At 41.8% G+C, this 22,029-nt stretch carries 21 protein-coding genes; 9 read left to right on the top strand and 12 right to left on the bottom strand.

Annotation, left to right across the window (positions count from 1 at the left end):
• Window positions 1-258 precede the first annotated feature (258 nt).
• The 3 genes from P8O16_RS00735 to P8O16_RS00725 form a co-directional block, all read right to left on the bottom strand.
• A complete protein-coding gene (locus tag P8O16_RS00735) occupies window positions 259-2,373 on the bottom strand; it encodes a PQQ-binding-like beta-propeller repeat protein (RefSeq protein ID WP_300309835.1) in 2,115 nt (704 codons plus the stop codon).
• Between the two features lie 1,021 nt (window positions 2,374-3,394).
• A complete protein-coding gene (locus P8O16_RS00730) occupies window positions 3,395-4,186 on the bottom strand; it encodes a sterol desaturase family protein (protein ID WP_300309833.1) in 792 nt (263 codons plus the stop codon).
• Window positions 4,187-4,256: 70 nt separating this feature from the next.
• A complete protein-coding gene (locus P8O16_RS00725) occupies window positions 4,257-4,586 on the bottom strand; it encodes a Rieske (2Fe-2S) protein (RefSeq protein ID WP_300309831.1) in 330 nt (109 codons plus the stop codon).
• Between the two features lie 110 nt (window positions 4,587-4,696).
• Here P8O16_RS00725 and P8O16_RS00720 point away from each other — a divergent pair, with 110 nt between their 5' ends.
• Window positions 4,697-5,437, top strand: a complete 741-nt coding sequence (locus tag P8O16_RS00720; RefSeq protein WP_300309829.1) for a hypothetical protein — start codon at window positions 4,697-4,699, stop codon at window positions 5,435-5,437.
• A 62-nt stretch (window positions 5,438-5,499) separates the two neighbouring features.
• On the opposite strand, the gene P8O16_RS00715 is transcribed toward P8O16_RS00720, so the two are convergent.
• Genes P8O16_RS00715 through P8O16_RS00705 form a run of 3 tightly spaced genes read right to left on the bottom strand, consistent with a single transcriptional unit; the run spans window position 5,500 to window position 8,384 of the window.
• Window positions 5,500-6,642 carry a cysteine desulfurase family protein gene (locus tag P8O16_RS00715; protein ID WP_300309827.1) on the bottom strand — a complete coding sequence of 381 codons (1,143 nt, stop codon included), beginning with the start codon at window positions 6,640-6,642 and terminating at the stop codon, window positions 5,500-5,502.
• 60 nt (window positions 6,643-6,702) lie between these two features.
• Window positions 6,703-8,097 carry a phosphoglucosamine mutase gene (glmM, locus tag P8O16_RS00710; protein WP_300309825.1) on the bottom strand — a complete coding sequence of 465 codons (1,395 nt, stop codon included), beginning with the start codon at window positions 8,095-8,097 and terminating at the stop codon, window positions 6,703-6,705.
• A 56-nt stretch (window positions 8,098-8,153) separates the two neighbouring features.
• Window positions 8,154-8,384 (bottom strand): hypothetical protein, encoded by a 231-nt coding sequence (locus tag P8O16_RS00705; protein ID WP_300309823.1) that lies wholly within the window; start codon window positions 8,382-8,384, stop codon window positions 8,154-8,156.
• A gap of 72 nt (window positions 8,385-8,456) precedes the next feature.
• On the opposite strand from P8O16_RS00705, the gene mazG reads away from it, so the two are divergent.
• The 4 genes from mazG (at window position 8,457) to fumC (ending at window position 11,744) form a co-directional block, all read left to right on the top strand.
• Window positions 8,457-9,257 carry a nucleoside triphosphate pyrophosphohydrolase gene (gene mazG / locus P8O16_RS00700; RefSeq protein ID WP_300309821.1) on the top strand — a complete coding sequence of 267 codons (801 nt, stop codon included), beginning with the start codon at window positions 8,457-8,459 and terminating at the stop codon, window positions 9,255-9,257.
• A 109-nt stretch (window positions 9,258-9,366) separates the two neighbouring features.
• Complete coding sequence (locus tag P8O16_RS00695) at window positions 9,367-9,747, top strand: RidA family protein (protein WP_300309819.1); 381 nt, start codon at window positions 9,367-9,369, stop codon at window positions 9,745-9,747.
• 62 nt (window positions 9,748-9,809) lie between these two features.
• Complete coding sequence (locus P8O16_RS00690; RefSeq protein WP_300309817.1) at window positions 9,810-10,235, top strand: hypothetical protein; 426 nt, start codon at window positions 9,810-9,812, stop codon at window positions 10,233-10,235.
• A gap of 108 nt (window positions 10,236-10,343) precedes the next feature.
• A complete protein-coding gene (gene fumC, locus P8O16_RS00685) occupies window positions 10,344-11,744 on the top strand; it encodes a class II fumarate hydratase (protein WP_300309815.1) in 1,401 nt (466 codons plus the stop codon).
• 71 nt (window positions 11,745-11,815) lie between these two features.
• Here the strand turns inward: fumC and P8O16_RS00680 are convergent, their stop codons facing one another.
• From P8O16_RS00680 to P8O16_RS00670, 3 genes are read right to left on the bottom strand one after another with little or no spacing between them, the layout of a single operon-like run.
• On the bottom strand, window positions 11,816-13,162 hold the full coding sequence (locus tag P8O16_RS00680) for a dicarboxylate/amino acid:cation symporter (protein WP_300309813.1): 1,347 nt from the start codon (window positions 13,160-13,162) through the stop codon (window positions 11,816-11,818).
• Between the two features lie 10 nt (window positions 13,163-13,172).
• A complete protein-coding gene (gene aroC / locus P8O16_RS00675) occupies window positions 13,173-14,258 on the bottom strand; it encodes a chorismate synthase (protein ID WP_300309811.1) in 1,086 nt (361 codons plus the stop codon).
• Window positions 14,258-15,787, bottom strand: a complete 1,530-nt coding sequence (locus tag P8O16_RS00670) for a BatD family protein (RefSeq protein WP_300309809.1) — start codon at window positions 15,785-15,787, stop codon at window positions 14,258-14,260. The genes aroC and P8O16_RS00670 overlap by 1 nt, the downstream gene beginning before the upstream one ends.
• A gap of 34 nt (window positions 15,788-15,821) precedes the next feature.
• Between P8O16_RS00670 and P8O16_RS00665 the strand changes: the two genes are divergently transcribed.
• Window positions 15,822-16,010: a hypothetical protein gene (locus P8O16_RS00665; protein WP_075350161.1), complete on the top strand. Its 189-nt coding sequence runs from the start codon at window positions 15,822-15,824 to the stop codon at window positions 16,008-16,010.
• A gap of 55 nt (window positions 16,011-16,065) precedes the next feature.
• Here the strand turns inward: P8O16_RS00665 and P8O16_RS00660 are convergent, their stop codons facing one another.
• Together P8O16_RS00660 and P8O16_RS00655 are read right to left on the bottom strand one after the other, a co-directional pair.
• Complete coding sequence (locus P8O16_RS00660) at window positions 16,066-17,295, bottom strand: ammonium transporter (protein WP_300309805.1); 1,230 nt, start codon at window positions 17,293-17,295, stop codon at window positions 16,066-16,068.
• Between the two features lie 39 nt (window positions 17,296-17,334).
• Window positions 17,335-17,673: a P-II family nitrogen regulator gene (locus P8O16_RS00655; RefSeq protein ID WP_300309803.1), complete on the bottom strand. Its 339-nt coding sequence runs from the start codon at window positions 17,671-17,673 to the stop codon at window positions 17,335-17,337.
• A gap of 278 nt (window positions 17,674-17,951) precedes the next feature.
• Between P8O16_RS00655 and P8O16_RS00650 the strand changes: the two genes are divergently transcribed.
• Window positions 17,952-18,857: a sugar phosphate nucleotidyltransferase gene (locus P8O16_RS00650; protein ID WP_300309801.1), complete on the top strand. Its 906-nt coding sequence runs from the start codon at window positions 17,952-17,954 to the stop codon at window positions 18,855-18,857.
• Between the two features lie 33 nt (window positions 18,858-18,890).
• Here P8O16_RS00650 and P8O16_RS00645 read toward each other — a convergent pair whose 3' ends face one another.
• A complete protein-coding gene (locus tag P8O16_RS00645; RefSeq protein ID WP_300309799.1) occupies window positions 18,891-19,985 on the bottom strand; it encodes a DNA replication/repair protein RecF in 1,095 nt (364 codons plus the stop codon).
• 91 nt (window positions 19,986-20,076) lie between these two features.
• On the opposite strand from P8O16_RS00645, the gene pdhA reads away from it, so the two are divergent.
• Both pdhA and P8O16_RS00635 read left to right on the top strand, forming a co-directional pair.
• The gene (gene pdhA, locus P8O16_RS00640) at window positions 20,077-21,096 is read left to right on the top strand and encodes a pyruvate dehydrogenase (acetyl-transferring) E1 component subunit alpha (RefSeq protein ID WP_300309797.1); all 1,020 of its coding nucleotides are present in this window, start codon (window positions 20,077-20,079) and stop codon (window positions 21,094-21,096) included.
• A gap of 113 nt (window positions 21,097-21,209) precedes the next feature.
• Complete coding sequence (locus tag P8O16_RS00635) at window positions 21,210-21,917, top strand: tetratricopeptide repeat protein (protein WP_300309795.1); 708 nt, start codon at window positions 21,210-21,212, stop codon at window positions 21,915-21,917.
• The last annotated feature ends 112 nt before the right edge of the window (window positions 21,918-22,029 follow it).

The raw sequence follows: 22,029 nt of genomic DNA, 5'->3' as shown, positions 1-22,029 counted from the left end.
TAAACCCTAATTTGGCCACTTCGGTCTTCCTTCTTCCAGTCTATCAACCAACGGAAATAGTAAAATTGTCATCCTTGCAGATAATAATATGTATGTCCGCAATTGAACCAGTAAAGGGTAAAAAGCGACTTAATGTATGGTAAACACTAGCATTGTGGTACTTCGGTCTTCGGTCATCGGTCTTCCAGCCTGATAAGCAAAGAAAAAGAGGACACTGGCATCATTGTGGAAAATCAGATTATATAAAATTATCACTCCTCAATCCGGCAAAGCAAAAGCCACATAAGCATCACCACTTTTGGTGCCTTTGCCACCACCACAGGCAATTACTAGGTACTGCTTTCCGTTCTTTTCATAGACAGCTGGAGTAGCATGACCTGAAGCTGGAAGTTTTGCCTCCCAAAGTAATGCTCCAGTTTCTTTATCAAAAGCCCTGATTTTCTCGTCTTTGGTTGCAGCAATAAACAGGATTCCTCCGGCTGTAGCGACTGGCCCACCATAATTTTCTGTTCCCGTAGGAGCAAAACCTTGCGCACTCAAGGAATCGATTTCTCCCAAAGTCACCTGCCACTTTTTCTTCCCAGACTTCATATCAATGGCAGTGAGCAAGCCCCAAGGTGGGTTGGAACCGTATAGTCCTCCCTTGGTTACCAGCTTTTTGTAGCCATTCATGTAGTAGCGCGGGTAAAGTTGGCTATTATCACTTTCCAACTCTTTTTTGTCAGTTTGGATTTCAGCTTTCCCGAGCAAGTAATCCACCAATACTGCACGATTTTCATTCGAAATATAATCGAATGCAGGCATCGCTCCTCTTCCTTTGCGAAGCAAAAGATCCAAGGAATCCGGGCTGTATTTTTCCTTAAGCCCGAGCAGACTTGGGATTGCAGGAGGATTTCCCTTCAGCTCCAAGCCATGGCAATTCCCGCAATAATTCGTATAAACCGCCTGACCTACATTTTCAAAATTCGCATTGGCAGTCATCTCGATGATCCAGGGAATCTGATTTGCGTTGACATACAGGGTCTGAGTAGTCGGATCAAAAGAAGCCCCGCCCCATTCTCCTCCACCATCCATTCCGGGGAAAAGCACAATCGGTTGGTCGGCATTGGGTGGCAGCCAAGTATCGCCCATCAAGGTGTTAGTAAGTTGCGAACGGATATCCGCTTCCCATTCCGGTTTGAGATTTAGAATATCACCTTCCTGAAAAGTCATCTTCATAAAAGGTTCTGGCAAGGTCGGTATCGGCTGAGTTGGAGCGGTCACTTCCCCGGGCAAGGTCGACTGCATCACGGGCGTTTCCACAATCGGCCAAACCGGTTCGCCAGTCTGCCGATCAAATACATAGGTCATTCCTTGCTTGGAAATTTGAGCAACTGCGTCGATCCATTTCCCATCTTTTTGGATTCGGATTAAGTTTGGGTTAGCAGGAAAATCCCGGTCCCATACATCATGATGCACTGCCTGAAAATGCCAGATTCGTTCTCCTGTTTCTGCATTTAGCGCCAGCAAGGAATTGGAATAGAGGTTATCACCGGTACGATATCCACCCCAAAAATCATAAGTAGCCGATCCGGTAGGCACATAGACGATTCCCCGCTGCTGATCAAGGCTCATCCCCGCCCAGTTGTTTGCACCACCGATTTGTTTGATGGTATTGGGATCCCAAGTTTCGTATCCGGCTTCGCCTTCTTGAGGAATGGTATGAAAGATCCACTCCCGCTTTCCAGTCTTAATATTGTAAGCCCGGATATGTCCCGGTGCGGCATCCAATCCTTCTGAAAGTCGCATTCCGATGATCAACAAATCCTTGTAAACTACACCAGGTGCATTTGCAACGATCAAAAAATCCTCCCGCTCCGTATCCAAACCCTTTCGAAGATCCACTTTCCCTCCGTCCCCAAAGCTTGGAATAGGTTCACCGGTTAGGGCATCTACAGCCATTAGCCAATTTCCAGCTCCAAAGAGAATTCGCTTATCATCCCCTTCCTCCCAATAGCTTACTCCTCGATTTGTTCCTGCCCAGCTGTTTTCTCCACCTAAAATCTGAAACGGATCAAAGCGCCAAACTTCCTGTCCAGTAGCAGCATCCAACGCAAAGACATTCAGCTTGGGTGTGCTACCATAAAGCAAGCCGTCCACTACGATTGGCTGACACTGAATCTGGGATCGCTCGGTCGCATCACCGGTATTGTACGTCCAGGCCACTTCAAGATTTGCTACATTTTCTTTGGTAATCTGAGCTAGAGAAGAGTAGCGGGAACCATCTTCCGGCCCTCCATAGTGGGACCAGTCAGTGTAATCTATATCAGGATTTTTCTCTTGGCAGGCTGCCAAAAGTAAAATTATTCCGAATGTAAGCAGCAGATTTTTCATGGACTGGAGTTCAGGTTTTTAATAAAGATCAATCTAAAATATGAGCACCTCAGAATCAAGCTATAAATGGAATTCAATAAAAATTTATAGGAGTCTGCAGCATACTGCAAAGCAGCTAATTATTCATATGCTAACATTGGACTTGGATTAAACTCCCCCTTTCAAAAGGAGGCGAAGGGGATTTATTTCGATTGCCTTTTTAACAAATAGATTTTTGACCACTAGGACCACAGAGGTTTTCACGGAAGAGAAAAAGGTTTTTATTTAAACCACATAGATAGCATAGAAAACATAGTTCCTTGAATCGACAAGATCTCAAGGGTATTCTCGGAATCCACGAAAGACTTGGATTAAACTCTCGGACTCGTCCTAAAAAAGGTTTACAGGTTTAAGTTGAAATCCTGATTTAGATTTAGTGTTTGGTTCTACCACGAATTTAAGGGTATTGAAACTTGATTATTTTAGGATAATCGGCACCGGAGGATAGTGTCCGGATGGGTGAGCCTTTCGGGATTTTCGGTTTTAGGCTGGTTTGCAAGCCGTTAAGAAAATGACTTAGCTCCTGAGGTACGAGAGGACAAGTCGTAAAAAAAAATGCCCATTGGGCATTTTTAGACTTGGGCCAGCTTTAGGGAGGGATTCATTTTTAGGTGCGCAAGGCAGTCCAAAATTCCGCTTTTTCTTCATTTCAAATCAATGAGAAAAGCTCCCAGCGGAAAGAAAAGACTGAGGCTCAGAGCTTTTTGGTTACTTTTTGGCCGCCAAAAAGTGACAAAGATAAATGACTAAAATTTGGCTTTATGAGCTCAGAACGTTGAAACTTCGCTTTAGTAAAATAAGGATGCTTCTTTATGCTACGAAGATTTAGTCCAAAACCCATTTTACTTCTTCACTAAAGTCAGGGTAGAACCTACTGTTTTTATTAGTCCTTTCAAAAGGGAGCAAGGAGGTTTTTTTTTAAGATTATTCCTTAGGAATATTTTGTTCCAATCGACTTAGTAGATACTATAAAAATTCACCGCTAAACCTTTACTTTCTGACCGCTTTGAACGGATTTCCCGGCAGTCACCTGCTCATATTTCTGATCATAATCTTTGCGAAGCGTCCCAAAAAGGCGATCCCAAATCAAGGTGTAAAGTCCGTAGTTACCATGAAAATGCTGATGGTGTTGGTTGTGTGCTGTACCTGTACTTACCCATCTTCCGATCCAAGTTTTATGAAATTTGGGAGGAAAAAGCTCAAAGCCTAAGTGTCCATAGACATTGAAGAAAAACTGAAAAAGCAGAAACATACCCAATGCAGGCGGATAAACTGGTAAAGTAAACGCAATCACCGGAATGATCCCAGCCTCGATCACTGCTTCCAATGGATGAAATGCATAAGCAGTCCATGGGGAAGGATTCGTAGATAAATGATGCACCCGATGAACGTAGCGAAACAATTTTGGGTGATGCATCAGGCGATGTGTCACATAAAAATACGCGTCATGAATCAAGAGCATTCCCGGAAAGGTCAAGTAGTAATAGACCTGTCCATACTTATCCCAAGGCCTGTATAAATTAGAATAATCACTAAAAACGATAAATGTCAAAGCTGCCACCGTCGCAAAAATCACAATTGTGATCAGCGAAAAGCCAATATCCCGTCGATAATGCTTCCAGCCGGGAAATGGATTTTGGTTTCTTCGCGATGCCATTGCCTTTTGGAGTAAGACATAGAAGACAAAAAACACGACTCCAGCAATCACAAAATAACGTGTGGTTGTCTGTGTAGCGATAAATATCCAGCGGTCTCCAAACCCTTCCCAATGCATAATCTTAATTTCTCGTTTTTAAAATTACAATCGAATCATCAAATCTAACAACAACATTTCGAGTAAAATTTTACTCAGAAGGCAATGTAATTTGCAATCCTTCTTCAGAAAGTTCACATGGGAAAACCTCTAAATCCGGACAAGAGCCAGCTTTCACCTGCCCACTTTTAAGTTCAAACCGATACTGATGAAGCGGACAGATCAACTCTCCAGCGGCGTTAAGACTCCCCTGAATCAGGGAAGCTCCTCGATGCGGGCACTGAGATTCAAAGGCGAAAAAAGCCTCTCCGATCCGAAGCAATCCGATGGATTGATTTCCCAGATTTACTTTTTTGATGGTTTGCTCCGGTACCATCTTCAAAACATCTTCCTTTGACTTCCCTAAATTGAATTGACGCATCTAACTGATTTTACCATTTGTCCCACACCTGATTACTCAATGAAATTTGAGTTGTAAATATCAAGATTGTTAGTCAACTTGACTCTTAGATCCTTTAAAAGAATGAACCTATGAAGACTACAATGTTACTTGCTTTTTTGTTTTTATCCACCCTAGTTGGTGCACAAGATCTGGAAGGAGCTTGGAAAATGACCCATCAAAATGGGAAAGAAGTAACCGAAATTGAATACATCAAAATCTATCAGGATAACTATTTTGCCTTTGGGGCAAAGCAGGTTTCTGACAATCATTTCATAGGCGCAGGTGGTGGACCTTACTCGCTGGATTCTGACAAATACATCGAGACACTTGATTTTTTTACCCTAGACCCACTTCAAGTAGGCAATTCAACATCCTTCAAACTGGACTTGGTAAATGGGAAAATGGTCATTTCAGGGAATACAGATAATGGCATGCTGGTAGAAATCTGGGAGAAACTCCCTGAGCAAAAGGATGCCTTAACAGGGAATTGGGTAATAACTGGAAGAAAAAGAGGCGAAGAGATTTCCAGATCAACACCCGGTGCCCGTAGAACAGTCAAAATCTTAAGCGGCGGAAGATTTCAGTGGATCGCTTTCAATTCAGAGACAAAGGAATTTTCAGGAACCGGCGGAGGAACGTATACTGCCAAAGATGGAAAATATGTAGAAACGATTACATTTTTCTCCCGTGATGACAGTCGTGTAGGAGCTGAATTAGGCTTTGATTTCAAAGTTATTGATGGGGAGTGGCATCACAGCGGATTAAGCTCAAAAGGTGACCCGATCTATGAAATCTGGACTCCATATGCAATTGGATACAAAGGGAAGTAATGGGCTTTATAAGCTTAATCATTTATCTGAATATAAAAAAAGGAGCTATTAAGCTCCTTTTTTTATGCCTCCACCGTGTAGAGTTCTTTGAGTTGGCTGATCGTGTAATCAACTTCGTCAATGGTCGTAAATCGGCTAAATGAGAACCGGACGGCATCTCGCTCTGGCTGATGATTCAATGCGCGAAGCACATGCGAACCTACCGTAGCTCCAGAACTACAAGCTGATCCTCCAGAAGCTGAAATTCCTGCCAAATCCAAATTAAAAAGGAGCATGCCTCGATTTGCCTCAGAAGGAGGAAGGCTTACATTCAAAACAGTATAAAGACTGTTCTCAACATCTCCGGATAGTCCGTTGAAGGTAACCCCTGGGATTTCCTGGTTCAGGTTTTTAATAAAATGTTTTTTTACTGCTACAATCTGAGATTGATGCTCCGCCATTTCTTCGTAGGCAATCTCCAATGCTTTCGCTACTCCTATGATGCCAATGACATTTTCAGTTCCACCACGCATGTTTCGCTCTTGAGCACCTCCATGAATGAATGGATGGATCTTTTTATCCTTTCGCACAAATAAGAAACCTGCTCCCTTTGGTCCATGAAACTTATGTGCCCCAGCGACTATCGAATCCACCGGCAAATTTTTCAAATCATGGGCGTAATGACCCATCGTCTGTACGGTATCTGAATGAAAAAAAGCGCCGTATTCTCTTGCTAAAGAACCTATACGCTCCAAGTCATTGATATTTCCGATTTCATTATTGGCATGCATCAATGAAATCAGCGATTTTGGATTTGCTTTGAGCAAATCTTCCAATTGCTGAAAATCAATTACTCCTTTTTCATCAACATTGAGCATGCTAAGCTGTATGTGACCTTTTATCTCACAAACTTCCAAAGTATGTAAAACTGCATGATGCTCGATTGGGGAAGTGATCGCATGCGTGAGGCCATGACTTTCTATCCCGGAGATGATCGCGGTATTATCAGCCTCAGTGCCTCCAGAGGTAAAAAAAATCTCTGAGGGAGTTACATTTAGCAATTCCGCTACCTTTTTTCTGGATTTCTCAATGGCATTTCGTACTTCTCTTCCATGACTGTGAACAGAAGAGGGATTGCCAAAGTGATTTCTCATAAAAGGAAGCATGGACTCGATTACTCGATCATCCATTGCTGTGGTGGCGGCATTATCTAAATATACTTTCATTCTTCAATCTGGATTTTTACAAATTACCTTCTTTCAAAAGAAACTTTTTTGCTTTTAAAATCAAATCAGGGAGGAACTCACTACCTCTTTGATATCCTGCATAATCTTTTTTGCAAGATGGTCCGCGGTAGCTTCTGATTCAGATTCCGAATAGATTCTGATGATCGGTTCGGTATTTGACTTGCGCAAATGCACCCATTCCTTTTCAAAATCTATTTTCACGCCATCAATATCGTTGATTTGATGTTTTTTATACTTTTCCTTGATCTCAAATAAAACCTTGTCCACATCTATCTCTGGTGTCAATTCGATTTTATTTTTTGAGATGTAATAATTCGGATAGCTCGCTCGAAGTCTGGAAATAGTCTTTCCAAAATTGGCTAAATGAGTCAAAAACAAACCTATACCCACCAAAGCATCTCTACCGTAATGTGACGCAGGGTAAATGATCCCACCGTTTCCTTCACCACCAATTACCGCGTCCACGGCTTTCATTTGGTTGACTACATTGACCTCTCCCACAGCTGAAGCTGTATAAGCTCCCCCTCGTTTCTCGGTCACATCTCGAAGTGCTCGTGTTGAGCTCAAATTCGAAACGGTATTTCCCTTAGTCTTTGAAAGCACGTAATCAGCAACTGCCACTAAGGTATATTCCTCTCCAAAAGGAGAACCATCTTCATTGATAAAAGCCAATCGATCCACATCCGGATCTACTACGATCCCTAGATCGAAGCTGCCTTTTTCCAACTTAAGGGAGATATCTCTCAGATTTTCAGGCAGAGGCTCTGGATTATGAGGAAAATGACCATTCGGAGTACAATACATTTCTTCAATCACCTCCACACCCAAGGCACGGAGTAATTTTGGAACCACAATCCCACCTGTAGAATTTACTGCATCGACAACGATTTTGAAATTACGAGACTTGATTGCCTCCATATCTACCAATTCCAGATCTAGCACATGCTGTATGTGTCGATCCATGTAATCAGTGATTTCGGTGTAGGACCCAAGTTTTTTAACTTCGGCAAAAGAAAAATCTTCTTTTTCAGCTTTATCCAAAATGTCCTTTCCTTCAAGATCTGAGATAAATTCCCCTCTTGAGTTCAAGAGCTTTAGTGCATTCCACTGAATGGGATTATGGCTGGCGGTAAGGATAATTCCACCCCCTGCATTTTCCAATGGAACGGCTAGTTCTACTGTAGGAGTTGTGCTCAAACCGAGATCTATAACATCAATACCCATCCCTTGAAGTGTGGCTGATACGAGACTTGAAACCATCTCACCTGATATTCTGGCATCTCTGCCGATCACTACTTTTGGATTACCTGTTTTCTCGATGACCCAAGCGCCATAAGCTGCCGCAAACTTGACAATGTCAATAGGAGTAAGTCCATCACCGGCTTTACCTCCTATGGTACCCCTGATTCCGGAGATTGATTTAATTAGAGACACTACGCGAAAATTAATTGGTTAAAAAAAAAGATACTGCTCAAAAGGCAGCGAAAATTTTATTTGAATTTAGCTAAAACCCTGTCCACTTCATTGTCCGGATTTCCACAATCGCTGTTTGAGTCGACTGTTTTCCCACAATAGGAACAAGTCCCACCATCCTTGTTCAAATAAGGATTTTGCGAAGCACAAGTGCCCTTAAACTCCCCATTTTTAAGGAAAAGAAGTCTTACAGACATCAAAATGAAGAACAATGCTACGAAGCCGAGGGTTAAGAATACTGTTGCCATAACGAATAATATTGCGCAAATTTAAAGCTTTACTTCGAAAACGTCCACACTTCTCGCATAGTTTCCTTACCCATGTCTAATTTGAGTTCCCGAGCCGAGCAATTGGCAGCTTTTGATCGATTATTAACAATTATGGATGAGCTAAGAGCTCAGTGCCCTTGGGATAAGAAGCAAACCACTGAAAGTCTCCGGCACTTAACGATCGAAGAAACTTTTGAACTTTCGGATGCGATTTTGGAGGGAAACCCTGATGAAATCAAGAAAGAACTTGGGGATATTTTACTTCATATTGTCTTCTATGCCAAAATAGGTTCGGAAGAAGGCAATTTCGATATGAAAACCATGATCGATTCGCTCTGCGAAAAACTGATCCGAAGACATCCTCATATTTATGGAGATGTGAAGGCAGAAGATGAAGAAGCGGTAAAACAAAATTGGGAAAAGATCAAGCTTCAGGAAAAGGGAAATGTATCCGTTTTGGGAGGCGTGCCTCGATCTCTTCCGGCTTTGATCAAAGCAATGCGGATTCAGGAGAAAGCCAGAGGAGTTGGGTTTGATTGGGAAGAGAAAAATCAGGTTTGGGAAAAAGTAGAAGAGGAAATGCAGGAATTCAAGGAGGAGTTCAATGCCGCTGACGGTTCAGAAATCGATCGTGAAAAAGCTTCCGGAGAATTTGGAGATCTATTATTTTCGCTGATCAATTATGCCCGATTCATCGATATCAATCCCGAGGAAGCTCTGGAAAGAACGAATCTAAAATTCATTAAGCGATTTCAATATTTGGAAAAAGCGGCTAAGAATTCCGGAAAAGCATTGTCTGAAATGACCTTAGCGGAAATGGATGTGTATTGGAATGAGGCAAAGAAGCATTGAGCAGTTAGCAGTGGGCATCCACGATAGACATCGGGAGCAGTGGGAGGTTAAGAGAAATTGAATAGAATTTTAAAAGTTCATTAGATAAAAATCAATAGAAATAAAAAAAATGGCTAATCAAATCATATTTACAAAAGAAGCACCGGCTCCAATTGGACCTTATTCTCAGGCAGTTTTGGCAGGAAACACACTTTATGTTTCAGGGAATATTGCCCTTGACCCAGAATCTGGTGAACTGATCAATGAAAATATCACTGAAGAGACTCATGCAGTGATGAAAAACATGGAAGCCATTCTTAGAGCCGCCGATTTTTCATTTGCTGATGTCGTCAAATGCACCATTTTCATCAAAAACATGGATGAGTTTGGAACGATCAATGAAGCTTACGGCCAATATTTTAAATCAAACCCTCCAGCACGCGAGACAGTTGAAGTAAGTAAGTTGCCTAAAAATGTAAATGTTGAAATCTCCTGTATTGCAGTAAAATAAAGTTGAACCTGATCCCTCTCCATAGCGAAACTTTAGTGAGCGTACTTTCTAAACAGGAAGTAATGGATCAACTGAATCGGGTGACGAAAGAGGTGAATTACCTTGATCGTAGAACTCAGAACTCCAGAGGGATTTTGTTCAATGGAATTATAGGTCAAAAAGGATTTCGGATCTCCAAAGTTGTGGACAAAGGCGATACCTTTTTGCCTTTGATTTTGGGGAAAGTTGAGGAAACACCAAGGGGAAGTATCATCTTTCTTAACTACCGTTTGTTCCCAGGAGCGATTTTCTTCTTAGCATTTTGGTCACTCTTACTGATCGGCTTTGGCTTATTTTACAGCTTTGGAGTTATTAATTATTTCAATGCCTCGATTTGTTTTGTTCTTGCGCTATTCAATTATGGATTGGCCCTGTTCTTTTTCAATCGGCAATTAAAATCATCACAGAAAGAATTTCATCAGCTGATCAATTTCCAGATGAAAGACTGAAATCAACGAAAAATGCAGAAAATCGATGATTTTACTGGAACGGATTTTAGAGAAAAAAGCATTTGACTTAATTTAGCAACCAGAATTTTAATCCTTTAAATCCAAGATATGAGTATTCGAATCGAAAAAGACACCATGGGACCTGTTGAGGTACCCTCAGATAAATATTGGGGAGCACAGACACAGCGGTCAATCAATAATTTCAAAATCGGAGGAGAGAAAAACCGAATGCCTATCGAGATCATTCGGGCTTTTGCTATTTTGAAAAAGGCGGCAGCACAAACCAATGCAGAATTAGGCGTATTGGATCCCGAAAAAGCGGATATCATCGGAAAAGTTTGCGATGAAATTCTGGCTGGCCAGCATGATGATCAGTTTCCGCTGGTCGTATGGCAAACCGGATCTGGAACACAATCCAACATGAATTCGAATGAAGTGATCGCGTATCGAGCACATGTGCTTTTGGGAGGTTCACTCGAGGATGCCAAAAAGAAAATCCACCCGAATGACGACGTCAACAAGTCGCAATCCTCTAATGATACTTACCCGACTGCAATGCATATTGCAGCTTACAAAATGGTCGTAGAGACCACTATCCCAGGGGTACAAAAGCTTCGTGACACCCTTGATGCAAAAGCGAAGGCTTTCAAAGATGTGGTGAAAATCGGACGTACCCACTTCATGGATGCTACTCCTTTGACTTTGGGACAGGAATTTAGCGGCTACGTAGCGCAATTGGATCATTGTCTTCGGGCTTTGAAAAACACACTTTCCCACCTTTCTGAGTTGGCACTCGGAGGTACAGCAGTCGGTACAGGTTTGAATACTCCACAAGGTTATTCGGAGTTGGTAGCCAAAAAAATCGCTCAGCTTTCTGGTCATCCTTTTGTTACTGCTCCAAATAAGTTTGAGGCTCTTGCAGCTCACGATGGAATGGTCGAATCACATGGTGCACTAAAGCAAGTCGCCGTATCGCTGATGAAAATCGCAAATGATATCAGAATGCTTTCTTCAGGACCACGATCAGGAATTGGGGAAATCTTAATTCCGGAAAATGAGCCAGGATCTTCTATCATGCCAGGAAAAGTAAACCCTACACAAGTGGAAGCCATTACTATGGTTGCTGCTCAAGTGATGGGAAATGATGTTGCCATTTCGATCGGTGGATCAAACGGTCACTTTGAATTAAACGTTTTCAAACCGATGATCGCCGCAAACTTCCTACAGTCGGCAAGGTTAATAGGAGATGCCTGTGTGTCTTTCAATGATAATTGTGCTATTGGAATTGAGCCAAACGCTCCGATGATTCAGAGACACTTGGAAAATTCCCTAATGCTCGTGACTGCACTGAATCCACATATCGGCTATGAAAATGCAGCAGCTATTGCAAAAAAAGCGCATAAAGAAGGTACTAGCTTGAGAGAAGCAGCCATCGCACTTGGATTGCTTACTTCTGAACAATTTACCGAATGGGTAAAACCAGAGGATATGACAGGAAGTCTAAAATAATCCAACCCTTTAAATGAAAATAGGCTGCTTTAATTACTAAAGCAGCCTATTTTTTTTAAGGTTTTAACAGATTAAGACCCTTCCTGCACACTTTCATTGGCTGTGAAAGGATTTGATTTGTGAAGCAAACCTTCTGGAAGCTCACCTTCCGTACTGGCAACTACCGTGGTTACTACCACATCGCCAGTCACATTGATTACTGTTCGGAACATATCCAAAATTCGATCCGGAGCCATAATCAAGGCAATTCCTGCGGCAGGAACTCCAATGGATTCCAATACCACAATCAGCATAATCAACCCCGCGCCAGGAACACCGGCCGAGCCAATGGCAGCTAAAGTGGAAGTCAATACAATCATCAATTGCTGCGAAAAAGAAAGTTCCATACCCAAAGCCTGCGCGATAAATACTGCGGCCACACTTTGGTACAAACTTGTACCATTCATATTTATTGTAGCACCCAGTGGCAGTACAAATGAGGATATCTCTTCAGAGACGCCAAGTTCTTCCTCTGCGATTTTCATAGTCACCGGAAGAGTAGCAGAACTTGAACTAGTGGAGAATGCCAATAACTGAGCCGGTCGAATACTTCTGAAAAACTGCATATACGGCACTTTGGTAAAACTCTTTAGGAGCAAAGGATAAATCACCAACATCATGAAGAACAATCCTCCAAGTACAATCAAACTGTATTTCAATAATGCATAAAGCAAATCAAAAGCCGAATCCGGGTTATCTCCAGCTATCTCCACAATCAGTGAAGCCATCAGTGCAAACACACCATATGGCGCGATCAGCATAATGTAATTTACAATTTGAATAATGACATCATTGAATCCATCGAAGAAAGCAATCACAGGGGCAGCCTTACTTTTTGGAATTTGCAAAAGGGCTATTCCGGCAATAATTGCAAAGAAAACCACTTGAAGCATGGCCGCGTTATCTGTTGTCGCCATAAAGAAGTTTTCCGGAACCATATCCACAATTGGCTGAAGTGGACTTTGCTCTTGAAATTTTGCTGCTGCGTCAGACTTTTTGCTCACATCCCCTTCGTAAAGTGCCATCAGACTTTCTCTTGTCTCAACAGGCAGACTCTTACCCGGCTTAAATACATTTACCAAAGTCAATCCAATCGTAATTGCGACAATGGTGGTGAGAATAAATGTGAAAATGGTTTTTCCTCCAATTCGGCTTAATTTGGAAATATCTCCAAGATTCGACACACCAATAATCAATGAAGCCAATACCAAAGGCATAGCGATCATCTTCAAGCCATTGATAAATATAGTCCCGATGGGCTTGATGAAATCTATTGTAAAAGAACTAGGGATATCCGTCCGGATAACGATCAGACCGAAAGCTAGACCTAGGACAAGGCCAGCAATAATCTGAGTATGTAAAGGTATTTTCTTTCGCATAAGTAAGGGTTTATATATCCTGCAGTTTATTAGTTTTTGACAACAAAAGATAATCAGCTATGACCAATGCGGCCATGGCTTCCACGATCGGCACAGCTCTCGGAACTACACAGGGATCATGTCGACCCTTTCCTGAAACAGTCACTTCCTCACCGGCCTCATTCAAGGAAGCCTGGTCTTGCATAATTGTAGCAACAGGCTTAAAAGCGACATTGAAATAAATATCGGCTCCATTGGAAATTCCACCTTGAATCCCTCCGGAATGATTAGTAATCGTTTTTACTTTATCTCCCTTCTTGACAAATGCATCATTGTGAGCTGATCCTCGCATCTTCACACCTTCGAAGCCGCTTCCATATTCAAATCCCTTCACGGCATTGATACTTAACATTGCTTTACCAAGCTCAGCATGAAGTCGGTCAAAAACCGGCTCCCCAAGACCTGGAGGAGTATTTTTTATTACGCAGGAAACAACTCCGCCAATAGTATCCCGATCCAAGCGGACAGAATCGATTAATGCTATCATTTGCTCAGCCATTTCCGGATCTGGGCATCTTACGATGTTATTTTCAGCTTCCGACAGATCGAGCGTTTGGTAATTTTTATCAAGTTTTAAGTCACCGACTTGCGTTACAAAAGCGGAGATACTGATTCCTTTCGCTTCCAAAAATTGCTTTGCAATCGCTCCTCCCGCTACACGAGCGGCAGTTTCACGGGCACTACTTCTTCCACCTCCGCGGTAATCACGAATTCCGTATTTTTCAAAATAGGTATAATCAGCATGAGAGGGGCGAAATTTATCGGCGATATGGGTATAATCTTTTGATTTTTGATCGGCATTGCGAATGACGATTCCTATAGGAGTCCCTGTGCTTTTCCCTTCGAAAACTCCTGAAAGAATTTCGATTTCGTCTTCCTCTTTTCGCTGGGTGGTAATTTTGGATTGTCCAGGCTTTCGCCGTTGCATTTCTGCAATTATTTTTTCTTCGTCAATGATCAATCCTGCTGGACAACCTTCGATTATTACCCCTAAAGCCACTCCATGGGACTCACCAAAAGTGGTGATTTTGAATAGCTTCCCGAATGAATTCCCCATTATCTTCTTCTTAAAATCAAGACTGCTATCAAAACTAAAATAAGCAGTAGTAGAACGTTTATTGCGGCCGTAAAATAGTATTTATACTTCTCGTTTAAAAATCGATTATCCTCCACGTTGATTCGATCATATAAGCCTCCAAGTCTTTGACTTGAAATTGCCTCGTTGGTTTTACTCTCCCCCACAACCTTGATTTTTGCGGCAGATCTAAGTGTATCGTAAACTGCAAGCTGAGGATCAAAGTAAATCCATTCAAAGTTTTTACTCAAATCATACTCACCGGCCTCGGTGAAAGTGATGTAATAATTGAAATCTTTGATGCCCGAAACCCTTCCGTAACCCCGATTGATTTGCTGCCTCACATTTGGGTCAAAGGTATTTAGATTGGCAGCTGGAATTCTTTTCGGAGCTGAGATAGCATTAATATTTCCAACCCCGGAAATTCCGAAATTGTAATCAAAACCTTGCCCAGTTTCCACTTCAATATCCGTGATATTTTCGCGAAGCTGAAACTGTCCCACGCTAACTTCATTTTTTAACGGGTGCGGTGGAAGAGGAATCACCTTTATGGTTTTAGGACTCGAATAAAAGGTCTTAAAGTCCTCTTGTCTGTTGGCACCAAAAAAAGTTGGATTCTTAGCAACTTTATACTTGATCATTTCCCATGGGATTCTGGGAATTTCAATTTCCCCTTCGGAGAATGGGAAAAAAGTAGCTTCATACACTTTGAATCGGGTCCATCTTTTACCATTAATAGTGACTTTATCTGGATCGATATTAGTGATATTGAAGTTTTCCTCCCATACATTGGTAGGCTTGATCTTTTTTAGAATTGCGTCCAACTGCTTACCCGGCTCATAAAACTGAAATGGCGCCTGATTCTCTTCAGACATATAAAAAGCAAGCGTGATATTAAATCCCTCGCCTTGATAGACTTGTTCTTTGTCTACCGAAAGAGAGAAAAAAGCGTCATCATCAAGTTCCACAAACTCCGGCTGCTCAGTACTTCTGCCAAAAAAATCAGCAAAAGGATCAATTGCAGCCCCACTTCCCAGTCCTCCGGAGCTCACCGCATCTACCACTTGGATTTTTTGACCTGCTGAGGAGTAAGACTTTCCATTAATAGCAATTTCAAAGTTGGGCAGGGTAAATGTGCCTTTCTTGGAAGGTTTATAATATTGAATAATGCTATTCGAACTGCTCATCTGACCATTGATCAAGTTCATGGATGATGATTGAGATATACCCTGTTTTTGAAAACCGGTAATTTCCGGAAACTGGTCATACGATTTGATTTTTTCGTCCGACAGCGTTACCTTAATGGTGAACGTTTCATTAATACCAATTTCCTCAGGACCTAATTCTATTGCAACCTCTTGAGCCTGAGAAAATCCCAGCACGATGAAAGAAATACATACGAAAAGGAAACGGGCAAACGTTTTATTCATAGTTGCGAAAATAGGGATAATTCTATTGTTTAATTCTCTAAATAACGCAACATTGGCAGAAATGCCTCCGTATGGAAACATAAAATCAGTTAATAAACCTTAAACTCTTTAGACTATGATAGAATACGTAAAGACCATTCTACAGAAAGTAAGCTTTTCGAGATATCTGTTTGAGCGAGAGCTTAGAAAAGGACTTAGACTTATTTTACCAACAGAAGTCCAAGAATTTAAAGACTGGTGTTATTCAATGTTTGGGAAGGTTCATGAACCCGTTCTCAATCGTTACTTCCAATTAGCCATCTAAAGCAAAAAGCCCCGATTTTAAAACCGGGGCTTTATTTTGAGTTACATTTTTTCTATCAATCCTTGGTCGCAAAGTCCGGATATGCTCGCATCGCATGCTCGTTGATATCCAATCCTTCCGTTTCCTCTTTTTCATCGACCCGGATTCCAATTGTCTTTTTCATCGTGAAGAAAATTATCCAAGCAAATGCTACACAAAACACTCCAACTGAGGCGATGCCTATCAATTGGGAAATCACTTGGCTCATTCCGGCTAAGTCCCCGAAAAGTCCAACAGCTAAAGTCCCCCAGATTCCACCAACCAAATGGACCGAAATTGCTCCTACTGGATCATCAATTTTGATTTTATCAAAAAAGACAACACCAAAAACAACTAATCCACCACCGATGAATCCAATAATTGCAGATTCACCAACTCCCATTTGATCAGCACCTGCGGTGATCCCGACCAAGCCTGCCAAAATACCATTCAGCACCATCGTGATATCGTAAGTTTTAAACTTCAAATACGAAATAAGCAAGGCCCCAAATGCTCCTGCCGAAGCTGCGATAGAAGTAGTCACAAAAACTTTGGATACCAAACCCGGACTTGCGCTGAGTACGGAACCACCATTAAACCCAAACCATCCAAACCAAAGTAAAAATACTCCAATAACGGCCAAAGGAATATTATGACCCGGAATCGCTTTCATACCGTTTTCGGTATATTTTCCAATTCGTGGACCGAGCAAATACGCTCCTATTAAAGCTCCCCAACCGCCTACTGAGTGTACGATGTTAGATCCGGCAAAATCATAAAAAGGAGTTTCCAAGGTATTCAAGAATCCGCCACCCCATTTCCACATTCCAACAATCGGGTAGCAAATCGCCACATATAATATGGAGAAGGTGATAAATGGTCCAAGTTTCACTCGCTCAGCCACAGCGCCAGAAACGATTGTGGCTGCAGTCGCCGCAAACATGGCCTGAAAAATAAAGTCGGTGAAGAAGGTATAGCCCTCATTGTAATTGCTGGTATCCCAACCTTCGGGAAGCGGGAGTCCAAATCCGGCAAAGCCAAAAAATGCTCCCGCATAATCTCCGCCTGGATACATCAGATTAAAACCGACAAAAGCATAAGTCAAAATCCCGATTCCGGGTATGATGGTGTTTTTGAATAAAATATTGACGGTATTTTTGGATCTGGTCAATCCAGCTTCCAAGCTGGCAAATCCTAAGTGCATGATGAAGACCAAAATGGTTGCCATCATCATCCACAGATTGTTTACGGTGAATAATTCTTGCATGGGTAAAATAGGTTCGATAGGTATTTTTTTTGAAAGAAATTAAAGTGCTTGCTCACCAGTGTCGCTGTTTCTGATTCGGTAAGCTTCCAAAACGTCGAAAACAAAGATTTTACCATCTCCGATTTCGCCGGTCTTTCCTTCGCTTAGAATACATTTGATCACTGCATCCACCTGATCATCTGGTACTACAATTTCCAACTTGGTACGAGGAATATAAGCGGGCTCATAGGAAACCCCGCGGTACATTTCCTGTCTTGCATGCTCAAAACCCATCCCTTTGATCTCATAGAAGGAAAGGAATTTCACTCCCAATCCAGCCACACATTTGTGTATTTGATCAAAGCGCGAGGTTCGAATAATCGCTTCAATTTTTTTCATATTCTCAATAAGGTTAATGGTTTGTTGTGATTTTGGCATGAAAGTAAATAGAAAATTGTAAAAAAGTATTTTTATGGTTCAAATTTTACCCTATTGATAAAATCATTTTATCCCTAAGAAGACATATCGGGTTATCTGAATACCAGTATTAGGTAAAAAAGTGATTTTTTGGAGTTTTTTAGTTTAAATTAAAATCAAACTAGCGTTTAGAAATTCAGGATTTCATTTGCCCTCGAGAGATAATCAGCTAATTTTGTCAGCGTTTAGAAAAAAATACAATGACTCAGAAACCAACACTTTTAGTACTTGCTGCAGGAATGGGCAGCCGATATGGTGGAAACAAGCAAATCGACGGCTTTGGCCCTAATGGCGAAACCATCCTAGAATACTCCATTTTTGATGCAATCCGAGCAGGATTCGGCAAAGTGGTATTTATCGTGCGTGATGAAATACTAGAGATAGCCAAGGAAAAATTCCTTCCCAAACTAGAAGGCAAAATCGAAGTGGATTGGGTCATTCAATCTTTAGACAGCTTTGTACCCGCAGCTTTGAAGCAGGCCGATCGAGTGAAACCTTTTGGAACCGCACATGCAGTACTTTGCGCCAAGGATGCGATCAAGGAGCCTTTTGCAGTAATCAATGCAGATGATTTTTATGGAAAAGAGGCTTTTGAGGTTTTAGGAAAATTCCTTTCCACTGAAGTAAAGCCAGACCTTCATGCTATGGTTGGCTATGCGATTCAAAATGTCCTTTCTGAGCATGGAACTGTGAGTCGCGGGGTTTGCGAAACCAATGCAAAAGGGCAACTGATCGGAATGATCGAGCGAACCTCTATTGCTCGTGAAGGAGGTAAAATCCTAAGCAAGGGCGAAAATGAAGTTTTGGAAATCGCCGAAAACACACCTGTAAGTATGAATTTCTGGGGATTCCATTCCGATGTCTTTCAGGATATCGAGCGCATGTGGAATGAATTCCTCCCGGCCAATCGGGAAAATTTAAAATCTGAATTTTACATCCCAACTGTAGCCAACAACTTGATCCAAGAAGGAAAAGCAGCTTTTGAAATCTTGGAAGGCGGCAAAGTCTGGTTTGGCGTCACCTACACGGAAGACAAGCCGGTGGTGATCGAAGCATTAAAGAAGCTTCATGATTCGGGAGAATATCCTAAAACACTTTGGAATTAATATAAGAGGAGCTTTTGGCTCCTCTTTTTATTTTTAGTCAGCACTAGTGCTTAGCTCAAAAAACCTTAGCTCCGCATTCAACTCTCCTAGAATTTTTTTGGATCGCTCAGGCCTTGCATCAGTCAGGAAGATCTGACCAAAGGTATGCTTGGAGATGAGCTGCATCAGTTGCGCAATCCGAAGATCATCGAGTTTGTCAAAAATATCATCCAATAGCAGCAGCGGCTTTTCGCCTCTTGACTTTTCAAAAATCTGAAACTGCCCCAATTTCAAGGCAATAATAAATGACTTCTGCTGACCCTGGCTCCCGATCTTGCGGATCGGATGATCACCAATCTGAAAGTTGAAATCATCCTTATGAATTCCAGCATTGCTGTTTTTCGTGATCAAGTCCTTTTTCCGAAGGCTCAAGAAATAGGAATCGAAATCTTCCCGTAAAGCTTCCGTCTCATACGAAATGGTAACTTTTTCCTGACCTTGGGAGATTTCTTCGTAATCCCGCTGAAGGAGTGGAGCAAGCTCTTGAAGCAATTCAGATCTCCGCACAGCCAAATACTTACTCAAGCCTATCAACTCCTGATCATAGCTTTCTAATAAAGTCAAATCCCGACGGCCGGTTTCAGCAAATTTCTTAAGTAAAGCATTACGCTGCTTCAAAAAATGATGGTACCGAATCAGCTTATCCAGGTAGCCATGATCAAGCTGAGAAATCAAGCCATCAAAGAATTTGCGCCTGCCATCACTTCCCCCTTTGATCAACTCTGTATCATCAGGCGCGATCAACACCAAAGGAATCAAGCCCACATGCTCGGAGGTTTTGTCCAAGGCCTTCCCGTTTTGGTAGATGAGTTTTTTCTTCCCCAGTTCAAAAGTGCATCGCACCTCAATCGGTTTGTCGCTGAGTTCAAATTGTCCTTTAATCGCAAAGAAATCCTGCTCATGCTGAACATTGAGGCTATCACTGGATTGGACTGCGCTTTTGGTAAGCGAGAGGTAATGAATAGCATCGAGAATATTGGTTTTCCCGGATCCATTAAGCCCCACAAAGCAGTTCAATTGCGAGCTGAAGTCGAAATGACGCTTTTCATGATTTTTGAATTGGATAAGGTCAAGCGACTTCAGATACATGTGTTTGGGTAATTATTTTGGCGGTAGCCTGATTTTTAGGGATGCTTGCTTATATTTGAAATCTAAAAATAGCACATTTTGATTTTAAGATATGGCAAAGAAAACTGCAGCGACCAAGTCTAAGGTTAACTATTCGAAAGAAACTTATTCTTATTGGTACGAAAGCATGCTCCTAATGAGGAGATTCGAGGAAAAAGCAGGACAACTTTACGGGCAGCAAAAAATCAGAGGATTCTGTCATTTATATATTGGTCAGGAAGCTTGCGCCTCAGGAGCAATTTCCGCTTTGACCAAAGACGATAAATGGATCACCGCTTACAGGTGTCATGCTCATCCACTTGGATTAGGCACAGATCCGGGAGCTGTGATGGCCGAACTTTTCGGAAAAGCAACTGGAACTACCAAAGGAAAAGGTGGTTCAATGCACATCTTTGACAAAGAGAAAAACTTCTACGGAGGCCACGGAATCGTAGGTGCTCAAGTGCCAATGGGTCTAGGTCTTGGCTTTGCGGAAAAATACAAAGGCACTAAAAACCTTGCGATTTGCTACATGGGTGACGGTGCAGTGCGGCAGGGCGCTTTTCACGAAGCACTTAACCTTGCGATGCTTTACAAAACTCCAGTGATTTTTGTAATCGAAAATAACGGCTATGCGATGGGAACTGCTGTAAAACGCTCTTCCAATGTGGACGACCTTTCGACCCTTGGAGAATCCTACGATATGCCATCATTTGCAGTGGATGGGATGAATGTGGAAGCAGTACACGAGGCAGTAGCCGAAGCAGCGGATAGAGCTAGAAGAGGTGATGGACCTACGCTTTTGGAAATGAGAACGTATCGCTACAAGGGTCACTCCATGTCTGATCCTCAGAAGTACCGAACCAAAGAGGAGGTAGAAGAATACAAGCAACGCGATCCAATCGAGCAAGTATTAGGTACAATCCGTGACCATAAGATTTTGACTGAGGAAGAAATCGAAGGAATCATCGCAAAAGTGAAAAATCAAGTGAACGAGGCAGTGAAATTTGCCGAAGAATCTCCTTGGCCTGATGGCATGGATGCTTTCAAAGACGTCTATGTCCAAGAAGACTACCCTTTTGTAATGGAATAAACTCATACTAATCAGTAGCTTAAGCCATGAATTCAAATCAAAATTCATGGCTTTTGCATTTGGCTTTGGTTAAATTATAAAAACCGTATATTTGCGGCTGAAAATCGAGTAACATGGCAACGAAACAATCTAAAAAAGCACAAGATCAAACAGATCTAATAGAAAACCCGGAAGTAATCGCTTCAAGATTAGAAAAGGGAGAGGCTTTTTTAAAACAAAATAGCAAAGTACTTGCAGGCGTATTGATCGCTGCGATAATATTGATTGGAGGAATTTTGTTCTTCCAAATCAATACTGCAAATCAAAATGAAAATGCACAGAAGGAAATGTTCCAAGCTGTTTATTTCTACGAGCAGGATAGTATCCAGCTTGCCCTTAACGGAGATGGAATAAACTCTGGATTTCTAAGTATTGTGGATGAGTATCCTCGCACGGATGCCGCGAATTTAGCGCACTACTATATCGGCTCAATCTATCTTTCTGAGCGAAATTATCAGGAGGCATTGACTCATTTAGAGCAATTCTCCGCTGACGATTATTTGGTTCAGGCAAAAGCTTACTCTTTGATAGGCGACGCAAATATGGAATTGGGCAACACAGATGCTGCCATCACAAATTACAAGAAAGCTGCGGATACCAACGAAAACAAATACTTCACTCCAAAATATTTGAACAAACTTGCCATTGCTTATGAAGAGGCTGGTAAAATTCAAGAAGCAATTGATACCTATGGTACAATTGAGGAGAAGTATTATGAGTCATTTGAATTTTCTGCTGCACGAAAACACAAAGCTCGCTTGGAAGGCCTTGCCGCTAAGTAATGCTTTGATTGCAACGCATTATAGAAGAGTAAGGCCATGAGGTCTTACTCTTTTTTTTGTTCACCCCATGACCTCTTCTCAAACCATTCTTTTAAACTTTATCTTTATCTCC

It is taken from the genome of Algoriphagus sp., assembly GCF_029254265.1.
Lineage (GTDB): Bacteria > Bacteroidota > Bacteroidia > Cytophagales > Cyclobacteriaceae > Algoriphagus.
The sequence above is the reverse complement of the archived record's forward strand: the minus strand, read 5'-3'. Positions and strand labels throughout refer to the sequence as shown.

Bases quoted from the DNA above. Each gene is read 5' to 3' on its own strand.
- P8O16_RS00735 (WP_300309835.1), bottom strand. From the start codon at position 2,373: ATGAAAAATCTGCTGCTTACATTCGGAATAATTTTACTTTTGGCAGCC.
- P8O16_RS00730 (WP_300309833.1), bottom strand. From the start codon at position 4,186: ATGCATTGGGAAGGGTTTGGAGACCGCTGGATATTTATCGCTACACAG.
- P8O16_RS00725 (WP_300309831.1), bottom strand. From the start codon at position 4,586: ATGCGTCAATTCAATTTAGGGAAGTCAAAGGAAGATGTTTTGAAGATG.
- P8O16_RS00720 (WP_300309829.1), top strand. From the start codon at position 4,697: ATGAAGACTACAATGTTACTTGCTTTTTTGTTTTTATCCACCCTAGTT.
- P8O16_RS00715 (WP_300309827.1), bottom strand. From the start codon at position 6,642: ATGAAAGTATATTTAGATAATGCCGCCACCACAGCAATGGATGATCGA.
- P8O16_RS00705 (WP_300309823.1), bottom strand. From the start codon at position 8,384: ATGGCAACAGTATTCTTAACCCTCGGCTTCGTAGCATTGTTCTTCATT.
- mazG (WP_300309821.1), top strand. From the start codon at position 8,457: ATGTCTAATTTGAGTTCCCGAGCCGAGCAATTGGCAGCTTTTGATCGA.
- P8O16_RS00695 (WP_300309819.1), top strand. From the start codon at position 9,367: ATGGCTAATCAAATCATATTTACAAAAGAAGCACCGGCTCCAATTGGA.
- P8O16_RS00690 (WP_300309817.1), top strand. From the start codon at position 9,810: ATGGATCAACTGAATCGGGTGACGAAAGAGGTGAATTACCTTGATCGT.
- fumC (WP_300309815.1), top strand. From the start codon at position 10,344: ATGAGTATTCGAATCGAAAAAGACACCATGGGACCTGTTGAGGTACCC.
- P8O16_RS00680 (WP_300309813.1), bottom strand. From the start codon at position 13,162: ATGCGAAAGAAAATACCTTTACATACTCAGATTATTGCTGGCCTTGTC.
- aroC (WP_300309811.1), bottom strand. From the start codon at position 14,258: ATGGGGAATTCATTCGGGAAGCTATTCAAAATCACCACTTTTGGTGAG.
- P8O16_RS00670 (WP_300309809.1), bottom strand. From the start codon at position 15,787: ATGTTTCCATACGGAGGCATTTCTGCCAATGTTGCGTTATTTAGAGAA.
- P8O16_RS00665 (WP_075350161.1), top strand. From the start codon at position 15,822: ATGATAGAATACGTAAAGACCATTCTACAGAAAGTAAGCTTTTCGAGA.
- P8O16_RS00660 (WP_300309805.1), bottom strand. From the start codon at position 17,295: ATGCAAGAATTATTCACCGTAAACAATCTGTGGATGATGATGGCAACC.
- P8O16_RS00655 (WP_300309803.1), bottom strand. From the start codon at position 17,673: ATGAAAAAAATTGAAGCGATTATTCGAACCTCGCGCTTTGATCAAATA.
- P8O16_RS00650 (WP_300309801.1), top strand. From the start codon at position 17,952: ATGACTCAGAAACCAACACTTTTAGTACTTGCTGCAGGAATGGGCAGC.
- P8O16_RS00645 (WP_300309799.1), bottom strand. From the start codon at position 19,985: ATGTATCTGAAGTCGCTTGACCTTATCCAATTCAAAAATCATGAAAAG.
- pdhA (WP_300309797.1), top strand. From the start codon at position 20,077: ATGGCAAAGAAAACTGCAGCGACCAAGTCTAAGGTTAACTATTCGAAA.
- P8O16_RS00635 (WP_300309795.1), top strand. From the start codon at position 21,210: ATGGCAACGAAACAATCTAAAAAAGCACAAGATCAAACAGATCTAATA.